The 21,380-nt window shown below is 41.4% G+C and carries 18 protein-coding genes; 16 read left to right on the top strand and 2 right to left on the bottom strand.

All coding sequences use genetic code 11. The features are described from left to right. The first annotated feature begins 171 nt into the window (after positions 1 to 171). Positions 172 to 1,554: an NAD(P)-binding domain-containing protein gene (locus tag I6E61_RS08225; RefSeq protein ID WP_197132997.1), complete on the top strand. Its 1,383-nt coding sequence runs from the start codon at positions 172 to 174 to the stop codon at positions 1,552 to 1,554. A 163-nt stretch (positions 1,555 to 1,717) separates the two neighbouring features. Here the strand turns inward: I6E61_RS08225 and I6E61_RS08220 are convergent, their stop codons facing one another. Continuing rightward, positions 1,718 to 2,320: a LysE/ArgO family amino acid transporter gene (locus I6E61_RS08220; RefSeq protein ID WP_197132994.1), complete on the bottom strand. Its 603-nt coding sequence runs from the start codon at positions 2,318 to 2,320 to the stop codon at positions 1,718 to 1,720. Positions 2,321 to 2,469: 149 nt separating this feature from the next. Here I6E61_RS08220 and I6E61_RS08215 point away from each other — a divergent pair, with 149 nt between their 5' ends. The 3 genes from I6E61_RS08215 to I6E61_RS08205 all read left to right on the top strand — a co-directional run bounded on the left by I6E61_RS08215 (position 2,470) and on the right by I6E61_RS08205 (position 4,742). Further along, complete coding sequence (locus I6E61_RS08215) at positions 2,470 to 3,255, top strand: hypothetical protein (RefSeq protein ID WP_320158581.1); 786 nt, start codon at positions 2,470 to 2,472, stop codon at positions 3,253 to 3,255. Positions 3,256 to 3,473: 218 nt separating this feature from the next. Further along, the gene (locus tag I6E61_RS08210; protein WP_197132991.1) at positions 3,474 to 4,145 is read left to right on the top strand and encodes a hypothetical protein; all 672 of its coding nucleotides are present in this window, start codon (positions 3,474 to 3,476) and stop codon (positions 4,143 to 4,145) included. Positions 4,146 to 4,190: 45 nt separating this feature from the next. Further along, positions 4,191 to 4,742 (top strand): hypothetical protein, encoded by a 552-nt coding sequence (locus tag I6E61_RS08205; RefSeq protein ID WP_197132988.1) that lies wholly within the window; start codon positions 4,191 to 4,193, stop codon positions 4,740 to 4,742. Between the two features lie 212 nt (positions 4,743 to 4,954). Here I6E61_RS08205 and rluB read toward each other — a convergent pair whose 3' ends face one another. Continuing rightward, positions 4,955 to 5,902: a 23S rRNA pseudouridine(2605) synthase RluB gene (gene rluB / locus I6E61_RS08200; protein ID WP_194362818.1), complete on the bottom strand. Its 948-nt coding sequence runs from the start codon at positions 5,900 to 5,902 to the stop codon at positions 4,955 to 4,957. Between the two features lie 553 nt (positions 5,903 to 6,455). Here rluB and I6E61_RS08195 point away from each other — a divergent pair. The 12 genes from I6E61_RS08195 (at position 6,456) to I6E61_RS08140 (ending at position 21,372) form a co-directional block, all read left to right on the top strand. Next, positions 6,456 to 7,547, top strand: coding sequence for a polysaccharide biosynthesis/export family protein (locus I6E61_RS08195; protein ID WP_197132985.1), 1,092 nt, complete (start codon positions 6,456 to 6,458; stop codon positions 7,545 to 7,547). A gap of 9 nt (positions 7,548 to 7,556) precedes the next feature. After that, positions 7,557 to 8,033, top strand: a complete 477-nt coding sequence (locus tag I6E61_RS08190; protein ID WP_197132982.1) for a low molecular weight protein-tyrosine-phosphatase — start codon at positions 7,557 to 7,559, stop codon at positions 8,031 to 8,033. A 31-nt stretch (positions 8,034 to 8,064) separates the two neighbouring features. Beyond that, positions 8,065 to 10,326, top strand: a complete 2,262-nt coding sequence (locus tag I6E61_RS08185) for a polysaccharide biosynthesis tyrosine autokinase (protein WP_197132979.1) — start codon at positions 8,065 to 8,067, stop codon at positions 10,324 to 10,326. A 54-nt stretch (positions 10,327 to 10,380) separates the two neighbouring features. Beyond that, complete coding sequence (locus tag I6E61_RS08180) at positions 10,381 to 12,384, top strand: nucleoside-diphosphate sugar epimerase/dehydratase (RefSeq protein ID WP_197132959.1); 2,004 nt, start codon at positions 10,381 to 10,383, stop codon at positions 12,382 to 12,384. A 73-nt stretch (positions 12,385 to 12,457) separates the two neighbouring features. Next, complete coding sequence (locus I6E61_RS08175) at positions 12,458 to 13,774, top strand: lipopolysaccharide biosynthesis protein (protein WP_197132956.1); 1,317 nt, start codon at positions 12,458 to 12,460, stop codon at positions 13,772 to 13,774. 69 nt (positions 13,775 to 13,843) lie between these two features. Then, positions 13,844 to 14,860, top strand: a complete 1,017-nt coding sequence (locus tag I6E61_RS08170; RefSeq protein ID WP_197132954.1) for a glycosyltransferase family A protein — start codon at positions 13,844 to 13,846, stop codon at positions 14,858 to 14,860. Continuing rightward, positions 14,853 to 16,043: a hypothetical protein gene (locus tag I6E61_RS08165; protein ID WP_197132951.1), complete on the top strand. Its 1,191-nt coding sequence runs from the start codon at positions 14,853 to 14,855 to the stop codon at positions 16,041 to 16,043. The genes I6E61_RS08170 and I6E61_RS08165 overlap by 8 nt, the downstream gene beginning before the upstream one ends. 13 nt (positions 16,044 to 16,056) lie before the next feature. Continuing rightward, positions 16,057 to 17,139, top strand: coding sequence for a polysaccharide pyruvyl transferase family protein (locus tag I6E61_RS08160; protein WP_197132948.1), 1,083 nt, complete (start codon positions 16,057 to 16,059; stop codon positions 17,137 to 17,139). Beyond that, on the top strand, positions 17,136 to 18,128 hold the full coding sequence (locus tag I6E61_RS08155; RefSeq protein ID WP_197132933.1) for a glycosyltransferase family 2 protein: 993 nt from the start codon (positions 17,136 to 17,138) through the stop codon (positions 18,126 to 18,128). The genes I6E61_RS08160 and I6E61_RS08155 overlap by 4 nt, the downstream gene beginning before the upstream one ends. A gap of 66 nt (positions 18,129 to 18,194) precedes the next feature. Next, on the top strand, positions 18,195 to 19,322 hold the full coding sequence (locus I6E61_RS08150; protein WP_227685734.1) for a glycosyltransferase: 1,128 nt from the start codon (positions 18,195 to 18,197) through the stop codon (positions 19,320 to 19,322). Positions 19,323 to 19,468: 146 nt separating this feature from the next. Next, positions 19,469 to 20,509 (top strand): EpsG family protein, encoded by a 1,041-nt coding sequence (locus tag I6E61_RS08145; RefSeq protein ID WP_197132930.1) that lies wholly within the window; start codon positions 19,469 to 19,471, stop codon positions 20,507 to 20,509. Then, a complete protein-coding gene (locus I6E61_RS08140; protein ID WP_197132927.1) occupies positions 20,509 to 21,372 on the top strand; it encodes a glycosyltransferase family 2 protein in 864 nt (287 codons plus the stop codon). Before I6E61_RS08145 ends, I6E61_RS08140 begins: the two co-directional genes overlap by 1 nt. Positions 21,373 to 21,380 lie beyond the last annotated feature (8 nt).

The following is a 21,380-nucleotide window of genomic DNA, read 5'->3' as shown; positions in this document are numbered from 1 at the left end:
ACCTCTAAAACTCTCCAAAACTTCTAAATATTCTATAAAAATGGCTAAAAGCGATTTTTATAGAATAGCTATGTCTAAAATAACGATATTAATCACCAAAAGTATTCGAAAAAACACAACCCATAAAAATATGTTACAGTGGAGGAACAACTAATATCATAGGAGTTAATTTTGAGTAACAAAAGAATTGCTATTTTAGGGGCAGGTCCAAGTGGTTTAGCACAATTACGCGCTTTTGAGGCGGCACGATTGGCTGGTGCAACCGACTTACCTGAAATAGTCTGTTATGAAAAGCAAAATGCTATCGGCGGTATGTGGAATTATAGTTGGCGTACTGGTTTAGATAGAAACGGTGAACCCGTCCACGGTAGTATGTACCGTTATTTGTGGTCCAATGGTCCAAAAGAGTGCTTAGAGTTTGCCGACTATTCGTTTGATGAACACTTTGGTGAAGCCATCCCTTCATACCCGCCACGTGAAGTCTTAAAAGACTACATCATGGGGCGTATCGATAAACAAGATATCCAAAAATACATCCGTTTTGAATGCCCTGTACGTTGGGTATCATTTGACGATGACACACAAAAATTCACCGTGACGGTGATGAATCATAAAACCAATGAGCAAGAAGTCGAAGAGTTTGATTATGTCGTGGTAGCGACTGGTCACTTCTCAACGCCAAATATGCCATATTTTGAAGGTTTAGAAACTTTTCCAGGTCGTATCCTGCATGCACATGATTTCCGTGATGCGCTAGAATTTAAAGACGAAGATATCTTACTCATTGGTAGTAGCTATTCAGCCGAAGACATTGGCACGCAGTGTTATAAATATGGCACCAAATCAGTAACCATTAGCTATCGCACACAAGCACTGGGTTATGACTGGCCAGAGGGTATCAAAGAGGTTCCTTTAGTCACTCATTTTGAAGATGACGTGGCGCACTTTGCTGATGGTACGAGTCAAAAGTTTGACGCTATTATCATGTGTACTGGTTATTTGTTCCACTTTCCGTTTATGCCAGACGAATTGCGCTTGCAGACGCATAACTGCTTGTATCCAGAAAATCTATACAAAGGTGTCTTTTGGCAGCCCAATCCAAAGCTTATTTATTTAGGTATGCAGGATCAGTATTTCACCTTCAATATGTTTGATGCCCAAGCATGGTATGCACGTGACGTTATGATGGGCGATGTTGCCGTACCTGACTTGGCGACACGGACAGCCGATGAGCAAGAGTGGGTGGCAACCTATGCTAAATGTGTCACAGTTAGCGATTCGATTGACTTTCAGGCGGCTTATATCCGTGATTTGACCAATGCGACAGACTATCCAGAATTCGCGGTAGAAAAGCAAGGTGAAATCCTAAAAGAGTGGCAAGAAGATAAAACCGACAATATCATGACCTTTAGAGAGAAAGGCTATCGTTCGACATTGACGGGTACATTATCTCCTGAGTTACCGGAGCCTTGGTTAGATGTTCTTGATGATTCGCTTGAGCATTTTTTGAATATGTCGCTTGTGAAGCCTAAAAAACGCAAAAAAGCATCGTAAATAATTGGCATCGCTAACAGTTAGTATTGTCTAAAAAGATAAAAAACCAAATACGTTTCAGCGTGTTTGGTTTTTTTGTGCAGGGTACATTCAGCTACTATAGTCGGCTCAATATAATTTGGAGACTGACACAGTATACAGTTCATAGAGGGTTGACTCTATATCAGCTATGATATAAGTGCCAAGCCAAATACAGCATCAATATGCCGATTAGAGCATCGAGGATATTCCATGCTTTTGGCTTTTCAAACAAAGGTCTGAGTAGTCGTGCCGCATAACCCAATGCAAAAAAGAAAAAGAACGAAGCACTGACAGCACCCACACCAAAGGCCAATTTGCTACTAGCACCCGTTGAAACCATACCGACGAGTACCAATGTATCTAAATAGACGTGCGGGTTGAGCCACGTAAAGCCAAAGCATAGCAATAGTGCTTTTTTTAAGCTAGTGACAACCTGACCATCGACAGTCATTGCATGTGAGCGCCGGACGCTGGCATATAAGCTTTGTAGCCCGTAGACCAGCAAAAACAGCGCGCCTGCTAGTCGGGCTATATTTACCGCTTGTGGATAGCGAGCGGTTACAGCACCGAATCCAGCAACACCTGCCGAGATCAATAACGCATCACTAACGGCACAAAATAAACAGATGAAAAAGACGTGTTCACGTTTAATGCCTTGTTTAAGTACAAAGGCGTTTTGTGATCCAATCGCTAAGATGAGCGATAGACCAAGTAAAAAGCCAGAAGTATAGTCAGTCGCATTCATAGTAATGTACTTATTCTTTTGAAGAGTAGGAATATTGACACTTTGCTTACTGGCAGTGCCAAAAAAAGCTGTTAAGATACGTTATTGAATCAATATATGCAATACGAGCTCAATTTGAGTGCACGGAATGAGAGGCAAGGTAGGTCATGGTGGTAAGTTTGACGAGAATACTACAATCATTTGGACAAGCGCCAGATGACTTGCCAACACAAGCGGCCAAGCACGCTCAGGAAATGGGTGTCAGCCAAGTGACAGATTCGACGGATATTAGCTCGACTGATATTAGTGTGAATAATGACAGTATAAATAATGACAGCGAGCAAGCTGATAGAACGTCTTCTGTATTGACACCGCCTGAACGTGCCAACCGTATTTGTGATGCATTGGCACAAGTGAGTGATATTCGAACGCCCACGCCTTTGACTGATCGCTATTTGTCCAATCGTGCTCAGATGCGCCCGACCAATAGACCTCCTTTTGACCCAGATACTTTATGGTATCTCAAACATGGACGCTGTCCGATTATGACTGAGCTTATTGATGTGGTGGATGAGGCCACGCTAAACGCCATGCCTATTGAGGCTGTGGCAATCCTAGACCGAATCAATGGTAAGTTAAAGCGCTACCGTGAATGGAGCAGCGAGCTCAACGAGCAGCAACAGCAGCAGCATAATGAGCGTCAGTTTGTCATCGATAAGCTGGTGTCCGAGAGTATTCCAGAAGCGCTGCATCATTATGAGCAACTACAGCGGTTCAGCCCACATCGTACCAAAAACAATATGGTACAAGGCAAGATGACCGCAGGGGATATGCTGACCGATTTGTTTCTTGAGATTGATTATGAGCTTGATGAGTTGCTAGATGAGCTGCATCAAACGGTAATGAATCGTCTGGCCTCAACACACCGTTATGTCAAAAGCCGGACGAAAAGTTAGTTAATAATGGCTTAGATGATCATTGTCAATTTAAGACAGCTAAGTGCCATTAAATCCAATCGACTCACTATGATGCATAACAATATAGGGCTTTAATAAAGCCTTATTTTTTTGTTTAATAATAGCAACTCTAAAATATGAAAGGCCTAAGCATCAAGACGTATCAAAAATAATAATAAGCTTGCCACAAAATTCTGCTAAATAATAAGGACAGTCTAATGACCCAAGTTACTGCGATGTTTGTCATGTTTGTTTTGTATGGGCTGTTGCCAGTCGCTGGGTTATACCTAGGGTATCGGGGTATCAAAAAATTCACCGCGCCCAAAATGCTTGAATATAAAGCGATGCCGCAGTTGGGTTATATCCCTGAAAAGAGTCTACCTGTTGAAGTTAAAACAGCTCTTGACCAAATTAATGAAAAAGGTGAGAAGCTACGTGTCATTTATGGTGATACCAATAATGATGGAAAGATTGATGATAAAGATACCGTCACCGAAACGTATATTATGATTCAAAACCTGATGGACAGGCATGTGCCACTTGCCGTGGCGGACTATCGCCGTTTGCATGACTTAGATGGTAGGGATGGTGCACTCGCTGACACGACCAAGATTAAGCATTCTAATGTCACTGGTAAAGAGGCGCTGCTAGATGTATTAAGTACGATTAATACGCAGTTTGATGATTTACTTAATGCATCCTATCATCAAGATGGACAAAAGCTACTCGCGACCAACCGCTATCTACAAAAGCGCTTTGATAATCCTGCTGGTAATACAGAGTTTCAAAAGCTCGATAGCAGTGTAAGTAGTGCCGGTAATGAGGCAAATATTCAAGCGATTGAAAGTCCAACGGGTACAAATGTGAGTGCTGAAGATATTAAACTATAAATGCAGAATTTTGTGATTAAAGGGTAGAATGAAGAGTAAGCATATATGAGCATCTTAATAGGCATTGGCATTGTAACGACAGTTACTACCTTTTATCTGGGTAAAAAAGGCTGGCAAGCTTTCCATAAAGCTGTTGGTATTACGCCAGGTGTGCTCGTCTATCAGAATGATAATGCACCATTGTCATTATCCAAACTCAGTTGGCAGCAATTAAGTTTAAATAAGAAACATCTAAAAAATCTGCCAGAGCAGCAACTGCACCAACTGCAACGTATTGATGAAAAAGTGAATCACTATCAAGCGTATCAAACAGCGCTACAAGCTCAGCATAAGACGCCTGAGGTAACAGAGCAGCAGTTTGTATTGAATAAGATGCTGCATACTCGGCTTCCAGAAATGTTAGCCAGTCATTACCATTTAACAAATATAAGCGCCGATAATATAAGTAATGACAATGAAGCGGAAGCCAATGAATTATTACAGAGCGTGTTAAATAATATTGAGCAGCGCTTAGATAAGTTACTGGCGCAAATGGACACGCAGCAGTTGCAAGAATTACGAGTAATGAAAAACTACATCAATAGTCATGATAGCTAAGCCTAGATTATGAGATTTATCACGACTTGCTATAAACGACCCACGAAAAAGCTGCCAATGATTATTCATCACTGGCAGCTTTTTTTATGCGTCATTTTAAAACGATACCATTCGCAAAAATTAGAGTAGCAAGGAAAACAAGTGCAAGTACTACGAATGGTAGACTAAACGAGTTTGACACAGCTAATCGTATTTTTTGGGTTTGGTATCACTTAACGCTTATCGTTGCGGTCACGAGTGTTACGCGTACCACGGCTGGCAGGGCTAGCACTGCTTTTAGGTTTTGCGCTGCTGTTGCGATTGTCGCTACCACTGCGGCTATCGCTACGGCTGTCAGTAGCGCGACGTGCTTTAAGCGGCTTGCTTCTGATACGCTCTTGCTTCTCTTTCGCTGCGCCATGCAGACCCGTACCATAACGAGGACGCAAGCTTACTAAATCGGTCAACGTATTGATGTCTTTTCTGTCGAGTTCTAAGAAGCGACCAGTACGTAGCTCTTTTGGTAGAGCAATCGTGCCATAGCGTGTGCGTAGTAGACGGCTAACTTTTAGGCCTTGCGATTCAAACAAGCGACGTACTTCACGGTTACGGCCTTCTTTTAGCTGGACGTGATACCATTTATTGACGCCTTCACCGCCACCGTCTTTGATATCTTCAAACTTTGCAAGGCCGTCTTCTAGCATGACGCCAGCCGTTAGTGCACGGGCAATCTCAGGCGTTACTTCACCCAATACACGTACCGCATATTCACGAGTGACTTCACCAGAGGGATGCATCAAGCGATGCGCCATTTCACCATCATTGGTAAACAGTAACAGACCTGTTGAATTGATATCCAATCGTCCGACCATCACCCAGCGATCATGAGTCAGCTTTGGCAAACGCTCAAAAACGGTTGGACGGCCTTCTGGATCTTTAGCAGAGCAGACTTCGCCTTCAGGCTTGTAGTAAGCGATAACACGGCGACGCTTCTCATTTTCAGAGGTGTATTTGATCTGACGGCCATCAACGCGAATCTCATCGCCTTGTTCAACACGATCACCGATGGTTGCTGGGCCGTTATTGACAGTGACGCGACCAGCTTTGATGACTTCTTCCATCTGACGGCGTGAACCAAGGCCCATGCGGGCGAGGGCTTTCTGTAATTTTTCGTCTTTCATAATCATAACCTTGAGTCGGTGGGTTTACATTTCTCAATGTAAAAAAATTTGGATTGACTATTCTACGCTATTTTGATGGCTTTAGCACGAAAACCTGTTGTTACTAATTATATAAGTTGTTGTTATGAAAATAAAATTGAATAAAAGTTTATTAACTATATACAGCTATTTCAACCAGATATCGGCTCGATTATATCGAAAGTTATATTTTGACAAAAGATAGCCTTGTTTAATTAATACTAAATTATGGGTTGAAATATAAAGTGCGACACTCACTTTTGAAAGTTACAGAATTATTACTTGTATTCTTTGCTATCTGCTCACTATTTAATCCTTCCAGTTGTGTCTACTTCTAAATAAATTGGTTAGGCATTGTTATAAAAGGGCTGTATTGAAAATGGGTAATAATCAGAAATTGTTATATGAGAATTTATAAATATTGCGTTGTGTATAGTTTGAGTGTATATTTGATATATACATTCTTTTTAGTGAATATATTTATCATAGTGAGCGGCTTCGATTTTATGCAATATTATAAATATGAGTAACTGTTATGGTTTATAAATACTTCATTTCTGTACGCAAGCGCTTTTTGATGACGAGCATTGTTGGCTTGTTATTAACACTCTCACTTGCGAGTTGCACAGTCAATTCAGGACTTCAGTCTGGAGATGTACCGGAATCAGGTGCATTCACTGCAGAAAATGGCCTACAGTTTTATATTCAACCTTTGAATTTGGCGACCTTGCCACGTACAGAAGCCGTTACCCCAGATCAGGATTTATATCATTTAATAAAAACGTCTGGTCGAGTCAGTTATGGAATTGCTAAAGGTGACATTCTCAATATCATACTTACCAGTTATCCAGATATTAATGCATCGACATCTAACCTAACCGTTGATCAGCAAGGCTTTATACAGTTCCCACTGATAGGACGCATTCAAGCCAGCGGAATGAGTGTGCCGCAATTCACCGCAACCTTACAAAGTAAATTACAACGCTATCTAAAATACTCAGATCCTCAGGTCAAAATCATTAATTATCGTGGTAGCAAGTTTTTTGTGGATGGTGAAGTCAAGGAGTCTGGTGAGTTTACGATTGCTGATGTGCCAGTCTCCGTATATGGGGCAATCTCTATGGCAGGTGGTACGACTGATGCTGGTGATTCAAATCATATTGTCTTAAATCGCCAAGGCAAGAGTTACAAGCTAGGTATCCAATCATTACAGCAAATGGGACTGTCTGCCAATCAAATATATTTACAAGATGGTGACGCCATTCATGTCAACAGCCAAAGCCGTAATAGAGTCTATGTATTGGGTGAGTTTGGCAAAATTGAACCAGTGTCTATTCCTGAGCAAGGGCTGAGCTTGGCACATGTGTTAGGCGAGTCGAACGGGCTAAATTCTAATACCGCCAATGCTGCCAAAGTATATATCGTTCGTGATAACCCGCAATCACAATATACGCATATTTATTATGTCGATATGCAGAGCATCACCAGTTTGGCATTGGCGAGCCGTTTTGACATGCAGGCCAACGACATACTTTATGTAGATCCAACAGGTTTAGCACGCTGGAATCGTATCATCAGCGCCATTCTTCCTTCAACATCAGCAATCAATCTGATTTCAGGGATATAGGAGTCCATTATGACTGCGTTTGACAGTATCTTAGTCGTCTGCGTTGGCAATATATGCCGTAGCCCGATGGCCGCTGCTATTTTGAGAGAGCGCTATCCAGACAAGCACGTAGACTCTGCAGGTCTGTCAGCGTTAGTAGGTCATTCTGCGGATACTAAAGCCATAGAATTGATGGCCATGCACGATATCGACATCAGCTCACATATCGCCAAACCCATCAGCGAAGCATTAGTCAGTCATGCAGATTTAATTTTGACTATGTCAGTGAGTCAAACCAAGTGGATTGAGAATCGGTGGCCGCATTGCCGTGGTAGAACTTTTCGAATTGGACATTGGATTGATAAAGATATTGCAGATCCTTATCAGCAGGATAACTCGGTATTTGAGACGAGTAGACAAGATATTGACGACAGTCTTGAGCAGTGGGCTATCAAGATGAGCGAGGCGATTGTCATAAAAGAATTGAAGGTTAGTGAGTGCTATTAAGCGGTAAACATTGAGTAGTGAGTATATGGTTATGAATAAAACAGATTCAAAAAACCTATCAATGCCTATGGGCAAAAAAGACACTGACGACATCGACTTAATGGCGCTGGTTTTAGTATTGCTGCGCGGTTGGAAAATAATAGCGCTCATGGTGTTATTAGGTTTACTGATAGGTTTTTTGTATACCCGCCATGTCAATCCAACGTTTAAATCTGATGCGCTGATACAGATTGAAGAAAATGCGCAAGGGGTGGAAGCACTTGGCGCGAGCATCTCAGAGTTGGTCGGTGCAGAAACAAGCAAAGCAGAAACAGAGGCAGAGCTTATAAGATCACGCATGATACTAGAGCCTGTAGTCGATCTACTGCATCTGCGTATTAGGCTCACGGATCCTAATATTGGATATATTGATACGATCAAAAGAAACTATATAGAGACTCAAGTTAATACAACTGATGAAGTGTCACTGAATACCGAAAATGGCGTAGTAGAGATCAGTCAGTTTGATGTGTCGAAAGCTTATTTGAACCAATCTTTTACTTTGAGTAGATCTGCTACTGGATTTGTTTTAAGTAATGGTCTGGATAGCTTTAAAGGTCAGCTTGGTCAGCCGTATCAGTTTAAAGGATCAAAAGGTCAGATTAATATTATCGTGACCGGATTACCGACGGGTAATTACCCAATTAGTATTAGTAAACAGACATTGAAAGCCACGACAGATGGTATCAATAGCGCACTAACGGTTGAAGAAAAAGGACAAAGCACGGGTATTATTCAGCTATCGATGACGGGTACAAACCAAGAGCAAATCACGACCATACTCAATCAAATAGTTCGATCTTATGTGGATCAAAACCAGTCACGCGGCTCTGAAGAAACCACCAAAACGCTCACCTTTATGGAAACGCAGATACCGCTATTGAAAGGGAAGCTAGAAGCGTCTGAAGCACTATTTAATGACTTTCGTAAAAAACACGGCACTATCGATGTGGCTCAAGAGGCTGAGTTGCTATTAAATGAAAAATCCCGAATCGATGGGCAGCTCAACGATCTTAAGCTCAGAAAAGCAGACTTGACCACTTATTATACTGAAGAACATCCCTTGGTCGTCCAGATTAATGAGCAGCTCAAAGTGCTGAGTAATAGAACGAGACAAATCGAAAATACGGTATCAGGTCTACCTGAAATCCAGCGAGAGTTTTTAAAGCTATCAGAAGACACCGCCATCAATCGAGAAATCTATCTAACGCTACTCAAGAATTATGAACAACTAAAAATCGTGAAAGCGGGCCAAATCGGCTATGCCCGAGTTATCGATACACCCACCAGTACCTTTAATGCCATTGCCCCTAATAAGCCACAAATCATGATGCTAGCCATAATGGTGGGTGCGATGCTTGGGGTGATATTGGTTTTACTCAGAAACTTAATGGGGACGGTTGTAAAAGATCCAGAGCGTTTAGAGTCTAAGACAGGTATTCCTGTCATTGCCACGATTCCGCGCTCACCTTTACTATCCAGACTGAGTAAAAATAAAAAGACCACCGATCGAATGCTTGCTCATGTTGACCACAGTAGTTTGAGCTATGAAGCCATTAAAAGTTTGAGAACAAACCTGATGTTTGGTATGCCAACAGGCGCAGGGGTCGGAGAGTCCGCACAAGTCATATTGATTACTGGAGAAAGCCCAGGTGTCGGTAAGTCCTTTATCGCAGCCAATTTATCTGAGGTGTTTGCACAGCTTGATAAAAAGATTTTGGTCATTGATGGCGACATGCGTTTAGGTGCGCTGCATAAGATGTTTAAACTGGGCCCGCAGGAGGGTCTTGCAGATTATCTGATGCAGGATAAAAGTAGCGCATCTCCCATTAATGGCACTCAAGCCATTAGCGAGATATCTAGTCCAAGGATTGAAGGTTTTATTCATCCTACTGGTATGGAGAACATTGATTTTATATCGCGAGGACAGTCGTCAAATAATCCTACTTCACTATTAATAGGTCAAAAGTTTAATCAGCTTATGACAGTGCTGAAGACGCAATATGACTATATTGTCATTGACTCGCCACCAATATTGGCAGCTTCAGACGCGATGGTGTTGGCGCAACATGCAGACAAGGTGCTTATCGTTACTAAATTTAATCGCTCAGTAGAAGGTCAGCTGATGTATGCGGTCAAGCAGATGAGTAAAGCCAACGTACAAGTAGATGGCATTATTCTCAATGATGTACAGCAAAGCCGTATGAATAAATACAGCTATCATTACCATTATGCCTATGGAAATAACCGCTAATTAGTATTTTGTGGTTGTTCATTATCATCAATACAACTTAAGTGGGTGGATCTTATGTTTATAAAAACAGAGTCTGACAATGCTTATCGGTCGACTGGTGAGTTGCATCAATGGTCGAAGCGTGCGGCTCTGCTTTTATTGTCATTACCACGGTTTGTCAAATGCTCTATTTTATTTAGCATAGATTATGCTGTATCGATTTCTTGCTTATTTTTAGCGTTGGCATTACGACAAGGGTATGTGGCGCATCATGTCAGCCCTATAATATTGGTTTCGTATGCCTTTACTCCTGTGGCAAGCTTGTACCTTATCGGGTTTTATAGAGGTGCTTCTAGAGGTTTTTTTGATGCGGTAATGGGTCGTGTATTGCAGTTGTTTTTGTTGCTTATTATCGTCTACCAAGTGCTTATCTATGTAAGTCCCCTATCAATGATACCGCGCTCAGTACCCATCATATTTCTATTTTCTTTTTTTATCTGGTTATGGAACAGTAGGCTGATAATACGTACCTTTTTGAAAAGGCTGCAGAAAACAGACGAAAAACGTCGTTCAAATGATTGCTGTGATAACGTGATTATTTATGGCGCAGGAGAAGCGGGTAGAGAGCTGCTAGAAAGCTTGAGATATTCCCATAAATATAACGTGGTGGCATACATCGATGATGATCAACAGCTGAGAGGTGCTTACTTGCATGGTAGAAAAATATATGCCGGTCATGCGCTGCCCTCGTTAATAGAGAAGTTTGATGTGGCACAGGTGATTTTGGCGATGCCTTCTATGAGCCGTGCCCGCAAAAAGCAGATTATGGATAGCCTATCAGGTATTTCTGTCAAGATAAAAGACTTACCGAGCTTACGAGAGTTGGCAGACGAGCGAGTGACAGTCAGTCATATACGACCCGTTGATATTTTGGATGTCCTTGAACGCGATACAGTCGAGCCAGTCGCTGAGTTGCTGCAAAAAAATATTACTGGCAAAAACGTCCTCGTGACAGGTGCTGGTGGCTCTATTGGTAGTGAATTGTGTCGGCAAATTATTAAGAATAAGCCTAAATGCTTGGTGTTATATGAGCAGTCTGAATATGCTCTATATACGATAGATCAAGAGCTCAGAAATAAAAAGATAGAAAATATCGATTATCAAGATATTGAGATTATTAGTATCATCGGAAGCGTGAGCAATGAAAAAAAATTAATCAATATATTCAAAATTAACCATATAAATACAATTTATCATGCAGCAGCCTACAAGCATGTCCCGATTGTTGAGTCCAATCCCTTTGAAGGCACGATTAACAATACCAAAGGCACCTATCACTGTGCTCGTGCGGCGATAGAGGCTAAAGCAGACACCTTTGTATTGATCTCTACGGACAAAGCAGTGCGACCTACTAATATCATGGGGGCATCCAAACGCTTGGCTGAGTTGGTTTGTCAAGGATTGAGTCAACATAGTAGTCACACTTGTTTTAGCATGGTGCGTTTTGGCAACGTATTGGGTTCTTCAGGCTCTGTCGTACCGTTATTTACCAAACAGATTGAGCAGGGTGGTCCGATTACCATCACCCATCCAGACATAACACGCTACTTTATGACGATTCCCGAAGCGGCCAGTTTGGTGATTCAGGCAGGTGCTATGGCATTTGGTGGGGAAGTGTTTGTACTTGATATGGGTGCACCCGTGAAAATTATAGACCTTGCCAAGCGTATGATTCGTTTGACTGGCTGCGAGCTAAAAGATGCGAGTAACCCTAACGGAGATATCGAAATTGTGTTTACTGGATTGAGGCCAGGTGAAAAGCTCTACGAAGAGTTGATTATAGGTGAAGATAATATCGAGACCACGTTTCATCCGTTAATCATGCAAGCAATGGAGCACAGCTTTCCTTTGGAAGATATCGAAAATATTTTGTTTGAGTTTATAGAAAAAGCCAAACAGCAGGATGTGGCATGGCTAAAAACACAATTTAGAGCATTTGTGGAAGGCTATCGTGAAGGGGATGATGTCAGGATTAAGGTCGAAAAACTGACATCACCGCTGGTGGATGAAATTGGTTAATACAGTAGATAGCTAACCGCGAGACTGTTAATTCTTTATAAGTTTTACGAAGTATCAAATTGGATGATGAGCAATGGCTTCTGAAGTGTTGTTATCGATACAAAGCGTAATCAGTCGATTGAAAACCAGTCACTTTGTACGAGATGTGGCCATGGTTGGAGGCGGTATTGCGGCTGGTCAGGCAATCGCTATGGTCTTTATGCCGTTTCTCACCAGATTATATAGCCCTGAAGATTTTGGTATTGCTGCCGCATTTGCCGCAATCATCAGTATTATTACTCCGATTGCGACTATGGGTTATGCCAATGCCATTGTGATGCCTGATAGTGACGAGGATGCTGCAGCCATTATCAGGTTGTCTGTATTGCTCAGTTTATTTATAGCGGCTATAGCGTTCATCGTTGTCTATTTCGGCAATGTTTATTTGGCACGATGGACGGGTATGGAAAGTACACCATACATGTTGTATCTCATACCGTTGACGCTATTGGCAGGCGCGTTTCTATCTGTTGCTGATCAGTCTGCTATCAGAGTAGGTTTGTTCAAGGCCAAAGCTCGTGCTTATGTAGAGAGCAAGCTTGTGACAGATACCAGTAAGTTGATAGGTGGTGTGTTGGCACCTTCTGGTATGTTGCTTATTTTATTAACGATAGCAGGACAGCTTACGAATTTTATAATGCAGATGCTCCGTGTGCCTAGGATTGGTGTATTAAATGTCCGAAATTGGTTCGGCACGGTTGGTATCCGTAACGCCGCTATATCGCAGCGTGACTTTGCCATATACCGCATGCCACAGAGTATGATGAATGCTGCTTCAGTAGGGTTGCCAACTATCTTGTTAGCATCACTATTTAGTGCTTCTTCTGCTGGGCAGTATTCGTTGGCTGTTCTTGTGCTCGGCGCACCAGCGATGTTGTTAGGCCAAGCTGTTGGAGAGGTTTTTTATCCTAAGATTACGCGTGCGATCACAGCAAACTCACCAGAGGCTTATCAATTTTTATTAAAGGTCACGATGATTCTGTTAGTGGTTGGTATTGTACCCTTCGGTACAGTGTTCGTTTTCGGTGATTATCTTTTTTCTTTAGTGTTTGGAGCAGAGTGGGCATTAGCAGGTAGTTATTCGCAGTGGCTTTCTATTTGGCTTTTGTCCAGCTTGGTATCGGGTGCGAGCACTGCGGCATTGCCAGCATTACGTTTGCAGCGTTTTCTTTTAATCAGAGAAGTGTTTGCAGTGATATTTCGTGCTGCAGCATTGTATGTAGGTTTTTACGTTTTTGAGTCAGATATGGTCGCTATTGCCCTGTTCTCATTTGTTGGGGTCTTGCTTAGTTTATCTATCGTTTATGTCGCTTTTCGGCGTCTTGTTCATATCCATGAAGTGCAGCAGTAGGTAAATATTTTGACTGCGTTGGATGGCACAAAGGATATGCATTAGAAGTCTCAACTCAAGAGGCTCATTATGATTTCAGTTATTATCGCCGCATTTAATGCCGCTGCCACTATTGATCTTTGTATTAGTAGTATTGACGTTGCGAAAAAAAGCCATGAGATTGAGTTGATAGTTATTGACGATGGTTCTGATGATGAGACTGCTAGGTTATTGCATAGGTGGGAGAGTGATAGGGCGTGGATTACGGTGAAATATCAAAAAAACAGTGGCGTGGCAGACGCTCGTAATACTGGGCTTGATATCGCAACCGGCAACTACATTGTTTTTATAGATGCGGACGACACTATCGACGATTGGTATTTTGACTTTGTCATTGCACAAGCGGTTGATCGGGATATCGAGATGTTGGCGTTTGGTCATAAGCGCATCATGCTAAATGGTGATGTAATCGAGCGCCATAACATTTCAGCAGAATATTCACGGCAAGATATTGAGAGTTTGCAACTGAGAGTGACAGAGAATAGAAATATATATTGGTATGTAACTACCAAAGTTTATAGCAAAAGCCTGATAGCGGATTTACGGTTTAATTGTGACGTAAAGCTTGGTGAAGATGGTATTTTTAATATTGAGTGCTTGGATAAAGCGAACCATTTATCTGTCGTACCCGACTGTCCATATAACTACTATGAAAATGCTACTTCGATGACGAGTTTGCAATATAAGCCAGGGCTGTTGGAGTCTATTGAAGCAGACTATAAAGCCAGAGTCAGGATACATGACTGGTCTATCAGTGCTACTGAGAAGCAAGTGTTGCTATCAGATTTCGCACGTAGTTATATCGAGCATATGCTGCCATATTTACTCAATAATTTGGCTTATATTGAGGTATGGAAACGCCATGCAGAGTTGATAAAAATACGCCAGTCTTTCGTTTATCAGAACTGTTTACTGCACTATCATCAACAACACCCAGCACGCGGCATTCGTATCTTGATTTCATGTTTTTCACGACATTGGTATGTTATGACATTGGTTTTTCTTCAACTGTCTTGGACTAAAGCAAAGGTAAAAAGACATGTTTAACATTGATTTGTTTCCTCAGGCATTAAAGAGTGACGAAAGCGGACAGACTCGTTCTTGTTTGCTGAAACAAACGACCGCGAGCGAAAGTGTCACTGAGCAAGAATTGTGGTTTGCGTATCCTATTAATCTACCCATGCCAGAAGACGATGATTGCGACTCTTATTTGTTAGCCACATTGTTGCCCGCGATGCAGTTGCGTGCTGCTATTCGTGTCCATGGTAGTGTGTCCCGCGAGCTATTAGCCAACCTGACAGAGCTACAGCATGTCTGGAACAAATGGTTACCAGAGCATTATTTTTTGATTGATATACAAGTTGATCGTATTAGAGAGAGCGACGTACAAGTAGATGGTGCGATTGCTGCATTTTCTGGCGGTGTGGATGCTCAGTTTACCGCTTATCGTCATGCGACAGGCATAGCGGGATATGCCACGCGAGATATTAAAGCAGGGGTTTTTGTGCATGGCTTTGACATACCTTTAACTGATACCGAAGGCTTTACCAATGCAGCAAAAATAGCAGCCAAAGCGCTTGCAGATATCAATATCGAGCTGTTGCCAGTTGAGACAAATATTCGCATGCTTTGGTCTATTAATTGGGAGGACTACCATGCTGCTGCTATTGCCTCAGTATTATGCGGCTTAAAAAAATATGCTGGTATTGGGCTCATCGGTAGCGGTGACCCTTATGATGTATTGACTAGCCCTTGGGGCTCACATCCAATTACTGATCCGCTGCTGAGTTCTGGCGACTTTAGAGTGATTCATGATGGCGCTGGCTTTAGTCGATCGGAGAAGCTTCAAGCGCTTTCAGCATGGCCCTTGGGTATTGAAAGCCTGCGTTTCTGTTGGGCGGGTGACCAGAATGATAGCAACTGCGGCCGCTGTGAAAAATGTGTTAGAACGCGTCTCAATTTTTTGGTCGCAGGTATAGATAATCCAAAATGTTTTAGCGAGCCCATTGATTCATCACTTCTTAAATCGATGGTTTTAAAAAATGAAAGCGTACGTATAGATTGGAATCTAATTCGTCATGAGATAATTAAAACGGGAAGAGGTCTTGAATGGCTTCCATACATTGAAAAAGTACTTAAGCGTAAACCATCTCCAAAATTGAATGGGTTGTTTCCTTTTGGCTCAAGGCGTCGTATGTGGGTGAAAAAAATGTTAATGAGAAGCAAATAAGGGAGTGTCGAAAATGAATACTACCGCTATAAAAAAACTCATACCACTCAGACTAAAAAAATATTTAGCCGCCTATATTGGCGTGCGCGATTTACTACTACCGAGCAGTAATCGATGCTTCGTTTTCCTTGCTGCTGACTATGGCAATATTGGTGATATCGCTATCTCTCATGCTCAAAAGCAATACTTGCAACGTGTGATGACCGATTATGAGGTTATTAGCGTTCCCATCAGTCAAACCAGATTAGTGCTTAACTCGATTAAACAGCAAATAAAAGAGAAGGATATCGTCACTATTATCGGTGGCGGTAATATGGGTGGTACATATCCTGATATTGAGGAGCTGCGCCAATTAGTCATCAAGGCGTTTCCTGCAAATCGTATTATTTGTTTTCCTCAGACATTGGACTGGAATGATTCTGCTAAGTCTAAGCATGCATTGCATCGTATCGTAAACGTCTATGCCAAACATCCAGATATACATATTTTTGCCAGAGAGTCGATGACAGCGGCCAAGCTTATTAAGCTTTTTGCTGAATGTAGCAATGTCCATATTGGTCTTGTGCCAGATATCGTCATGAGTGCCAATGCAGCAATGCTTGGAGCGACAGATGGCTTAGCACCTTCAGGTATTTTGCGCTGCTTACGAGATGACAAAGAAGCTGCGCTATCGACAGAGCAATATGCAATGATAGACAAAGCCCTAGCAGATACTGGCTATCAGATTGAAAAAACAGACACCCATGCTGGCGGCTCTCAATTAGACGAGGCACATTGTTTAAAGTTACTGACTGATAAGCTTAGCCAGTTTCGTGCTGCAAAGTTGGTTGTAACTGACCGTTTGCATGGCATGATTTTATGTTTGCTGTCGGGTACGCCTTGCTTGGTATTACCGAACTCCAATCATAAGATAAGACAGACGCAGTTGGACTGGTTACGCAATCATCCAAGACTCGTATTTTTAGAGTTAGATGAGATTGCTGAGATTCCAAAGTTCATCGATAGGCTTCTATCACTACCTCACGGCACGATGATTGAGTCACCCGTTCACATCAATGAATACAATGATTTAAAAAAATCGGTGGCCAGAATATGACCAGCGCAGCCGAGCCATTGGTGAGTATTATCGTGCCAGTATATAACGTCGCGTCATATATCGACGCCTGCTTAGCATCCATCAAGCAGCAGACTTATAAGAATATTGAAATTATCGTCGTTGAAGATTGCTCTACTGATGACTCAAAACAAGCACTAACCCCACATCTCACAGATAAGCGCATAAAAGTCATTCAACATAACGAAAACAGTGGCCTTTCTGCTGCTCGTAATACCGGCATTAAATCTGCAATAGGCGAGTATATGATGTTCGTTGATTCCGATGATATTGTAGATATTCGCTTGGTGGCAGCTTGTGTAGATTGCGCCCTCACCACGAATGCAGAAGTAGTGACGTATGGTTTTGTACCGTTCAAAGAGGGCATAGCAGAGACAGAACTACCGTATCCAGCTGCCAGCTTAGCATTCGATGCCACTAAAATAGACGACTCGTATTTTAGCCTACCGCATTTTGCATGGCTCAAATTTATTCGGTCTAGTGTCGTGCGTTCTGCCTCGCTACATTTCCCAGTGGGCTTGTACTACGAGGATTGGCCATTTCATTGGCATCTCGGTTTATCTGCTAAGGTGAGATATCAACTGCCTATTGATTTTTATCTGTATAGACAGCGAGGCACGTCGATTACAGGGTCAACGGATAAAAAGCTATTAGACCTTTTCGTTATTCACTCAGAAGTCATAACTCTAGTAGAGAGCTATCAAGTGGATAAAGTTAAAAAAATACTTGCCAATAAAATCAGACAAAGTCATTGGAGTATTCTTACTCGTATAGACAATGAATATTTAGCAGCTGCATTAGCACAAGCTAAAAAAGCAGATAAAACGCTGCGATTAAAGGGTTATCAGAACAATTTGACGTTAAGGAATATAGTGATCAGCAACATAGTACATATGCCAAGCCAAGTCGCTTTGTCTATGTTGCAGGTGCTTCGTCAAGCACTAGATAAAAAAGCAAGAATGAAAGGTTAGTAGATAATAGGTTGAAAATAGTTTTGAAAAACCCGTTTGGTTTTATGCTTCTTAATAGGTAAAGAGATGGCTATTCAGAGAGTACTGCACATAGTGGGGAAAATGGATCGTGCTGGGGCAGAGACCATGCTCATGAATCTATATCGCCATATAGATCATAGCCAGATTCAGTTTGATTTTATTACCTTTACCGATGAGGTCGGTGACTATGATGCTGAGATAAAAGCGTTGGGCGGTAGAATTATACCCGTTTTAGCCAGTCATTCATTGACGCGTATGTGGCAGCTTAAACACTTCCTTAAACAACACCCTGACTATCAAATCGTTCATGCTCATATGCTATTAAATAATGCTTTTCATCTATTGGCTGCTAAAAGTGCTGGCGTGCCACATCGCATTTCACACTCTCATAGTACCAGTAATGGTAAAACCAATATCGTCAAAAAAATATATGAGCAATGGGCATTAATTACCAATCGTACATTAGCCACTAAGAGAATTAGCTGCGGTGACCATGCTGCAAATTACCTATTCGGTACTACGAAAGATGTGTGGCTACTACCCAATGCCGTTGATATACAAAAGATGATGACAGTCGCTAACCAATCACGACATTATATTGATCAGGAGTTTGGTGCTAAAGGATTTGGATATAAAGGACTTGGACATAAAGGGTTAAAAATTATCCAAGTCGGTCGTCTCAATGAGGTTAAAAACCATCAGTTTTCTTTAGAATTCGCTGAGCAGCTAAAAAAACGTCAGATTGACTTTACCTTATATATTGTTGGGCAAGGTCCATTGGCTGCGATGCTAAAGCAGCAAGTGCAAGACAAATCACTGTGCAGCAATATCAAGTTTTTGGGGCTGCGTACGGATATCACAGAACTGATGGCCAGCGCAGATTATATGATCATGCCTTCTTTGCATGAGGGCTTTCCAGTTGTATTGGTAGAGAGTCAAACCGTTGGGTTAATAGCGTTGGTCTCTGATCAAGTATCACCTGAAGTGGATTTGGGGCTTGGACTGGTGAAGTTTTTACCGATTCATTCGGCCAAGGAGTGGGTCGATTGTTTATTGAAACCTAAAGACATAGGGCCTAATGAAAAACAAATAACAGAAGCACTAAATCTATATGGATTCAGTGCTGTGACAAACGCGGAAAAGTTAACGCAAATGTATTTGAATATGAAATGACAGCTTTTGCTGTTTATCTATAGCAGGTTTAGCGTGATTTGAGTACAAGGAATGAGAGTAAAAGTGCGACACATAATAGGCTGAGCAAGCCTGCAATCATATCTGATTGATATAGAGTTGATTATATCTACCTTATCGAGGGTTAAATGCTTCCATACCTATTGGTTCTTAGCCTTGTTATCTTTTGGATCGTACTGGAGAAAAAATCTCTCAATCGTACGTCTTTTTGGTTGCCGTTAATTATTTTGACATTATTTGCAGGCGCTCGAAGTTATCGTGTTGGTACAGATACAGGGAACTATACAAGAAATTTTAACAGTCAATTAAATGTCGAATATTTTAGATTTAACAAAGACATTGAGTTTGGTTATCAAGCTTTAGAGTATGCATTGTTAAGTGTGACAAGCAGCTACTTTTGGCTTTTGACGATTACCAGCTTAATCATTGTGTACTGCTATCTTAAGATTATTAAAAGATACAGCGTCAACTATTGGTTTTCGGTATTTTTATTTATCACATTAGGTGTTTATACGTTTTTTTTCAACGGATTGCGTCAAGGGTTGGCGATGGCACTATTTGCATTGGCTGTTCCCTATTTATTAGAAGAAAGACTTATTCCATATCTGTTGGTGTGTGCGGTCGCCTCATTATTTCACGTTACCGCCTTATTCATGATTCCATTTTATTTTATCGTCAACTTAAGGGTAAGGCCTGTATATAAAATTTTGGCAACATTCTTAGGGTCGTTATTGGTAAGTGGGGTACTGGTCTCTTATATTGCTTCTACCAATGATAGGTACGAGGGTTATGCAAAAGCTTCTGAAGAAGCAGGTGGGTTTTTAACGCTCGGATTTTATACCGCTCTCATGATTTTAATTATGTTTGTGAGTTACGTATATAAAATTAAAGATGAAAATTACCAGAAGCTCATAACGTTTTATGCATCAGGCGTGGTTTTTATCATACCGCTAGCGATGTTGGGTACGAGTCCTTCAGGGCCGCAAAGGTTACTGGCGTATTTTACGTGGACATTAATTTTGATACTGCCTGTGATGCTGAAGAAAATAAATAACATTTACCTTTATATCGCTAGTGTGCTGTTGTTTCTCACTTACTTTATGTTGACGACATCGAGATTTAGTAACTTGAGTCCGTATATTCTCAATCCGATATTTGAGGTTTTCTAATGAAAAATCAGACGTACATATCCATTGGTATCCCTATTTATAACGCTGAAGCATACTTGGAAGATGCCATAAACTCAGTATTGGCTCAAACGTATGAGCTATGGGAGCTGATATTAATTGATGATGGCTCTACGGATGGTTCATTGGCCATCGCTCGACGTTTCCAGAAAGCGGATAATAGAATAAAAGTCATCTCGGATGGCAAAAACAAAAAACTGCCAACACGCTTAAATCAGCTCATTGATGAATCGCAATATGATTATATTGCCCGCATGGATGCAGATGATCTCATTCACCCAGACAGATTGACCATTCAAATGGCATTTTTAGCAAGTAATACAGATTGTGACCTAGTGTCCACGGGTGTGGTATCTATTGATAATCATAATAAGGTATATGGCTGTCGTCATGTAGACCGTATTTATACGAAGTTCGACGAAATCGCGCCAGCATATCCTATTGTACATGCCTCTATTTTGGCAAGAAAGACTTGGTATGAACGCAACAGATATGATGAGAATTATCCAAGGTCTGAAGATTATGACCTATGGTGTAGAGCTATAGCCAGTCGAGATTTAAGATTGGCGGTATTGCCAGACTTGTTATATTACTATCGAGAAGAGGGCAACTTATCATTAGAAAAAATCATTCGATCATACAAAGACAGCTTTAAAACCTACCGTGAATATAAAGGACGTAGTGCATTAGGATCTTTGAAACTCAACGCAAAAATAGCAACGGTTAGATTGCTGGACGCTATGGGTTTGTTGCAACGAATAGCCAATAAAAGAAATAAATTAATGATGTCTAATGAACTAAAAACGCAGCATCAAGCTGTCGTTGATAGCATCTGTGCTGAGTGAGTTCACTA

It is taken from the genome of Psychrobacter sp. NZS113 (genome assembly GCF_015864825.1).
In the GTDB taxonomy this organism is placed as follows: Bacteria; Pseudomonadota; Gammaproteobacteria; order Pseudomonadales; family Moraxellaceae; genus Psychrobacter.
Note: the sequence above shows the minus strand (reverse complement) of the source record. Positions and strands in the feature narration are given on the sequence as shown.

Coding starts and splice junctions, on each gene's coding strand:
- I6E61_RS08160 (WP_197132948.1), top strand. CDS start 16,057: ATGAATACTACCGCTATAAAAAAACTCATACCACTCAGACTAAAAAAA.
- I6E61_RS08150 (WP_227685734.1), top strand. CDS start 18,195: ATGGCTATTCAGAGAGTACTGCACATAGTGGGGAAAATGGATCGTGCT.
- I6E61_RS08155 (WP_197132933.1), top strand. CDS start 17,136: ATGACCAGCGCAGCCGAGCCATTGGTGAGTATTATCGTGCCAGTATAT.
- I6E61_RS08205 (WP_197132988.1), top strand. CDS start 4,191: ATGAGCATCTTAATAGGCATTGGCATTGTAACGACAGTTACTACCTTT.
- rluB (WP_194362818.1), bottom strand. CDS start 5,902: ATGAAAGACGAAAAATTACAGAAAGCCCTCGCCCGCATGGGCCTTGGT.
- I6E61_RS08210 (WP_197132991.1), top strand. CDS start 3,474: ATGACCCAAGTTACTGCGATGTTTGTCATGTTTGTTTTGTATGGGCTG.
- I6E61_RS08195 (WP_197132985.1), top strand. CDS start 6,456: ATGGTTTATAAATACTTCATTTCTGTACGCAAGCGCTTTTTGATGACG.
- I6E61_RS08145 (WP_197132930.1), top strand. CDS start 19,469: ATGCTTCCATACCTATTGGTTCTTAGCCTTGTTATCTTTTGGATCGTA.
- I6E61_RS08140 (WP_197132927.1), top strand. CDS start 20,509: ATGAAAAATCAGACGTACATATCCATTGGTATCCCTATTTATAACGCT.
- I6E61_RS08175 (WP_197132956.1), top strand. CDS start 12,458: ATGGCTTCTGAAGTGTTGTTATCGATACAAAGCGTAATCAGTCGATTG.
- I6E61_RS08180 (WP_197132959.1), top strand. CDS start 10,381: ATGTTTATAAAAACAGAGTCTGACAATGCTTATCGGTCGACTGGTGAG.
- I6E61_RS08170 (WP_197132954.1), top strand. CDS start 13,844: ATGATTTCAGTTATTATCGCCGCATTTAATGCCGCTGCCACTATTGAT.
- I6E61_RS08220 (WP_197132994.1), bottom strand. CDS start 2,320: ATGAATGCGACTGACTATACTTCTGGCTTTTTACTTGGTCTATCGCTC.
- I6E61_RS08190 (WP_197132982.1), top strand. CDS start 7,557: ATGACTGCGTTTGACAGTATCTTAGTCGTCTGCGTTGGCAATATATGC.
- I6E61_RS08185 (WP_197132979.1), top strand. CDS start 8,065: ATGAATAAAACAGATTCAAAAAACCTATCAATGCCTATGGGCAAAAAA.
- I6E61_RS08165 (WP_197132951.1), top strand. CDS start 14,853: ATGTTTAACATTGATTTGTTTCCTCAGGCATTAAAGAGTGACGAAAGC.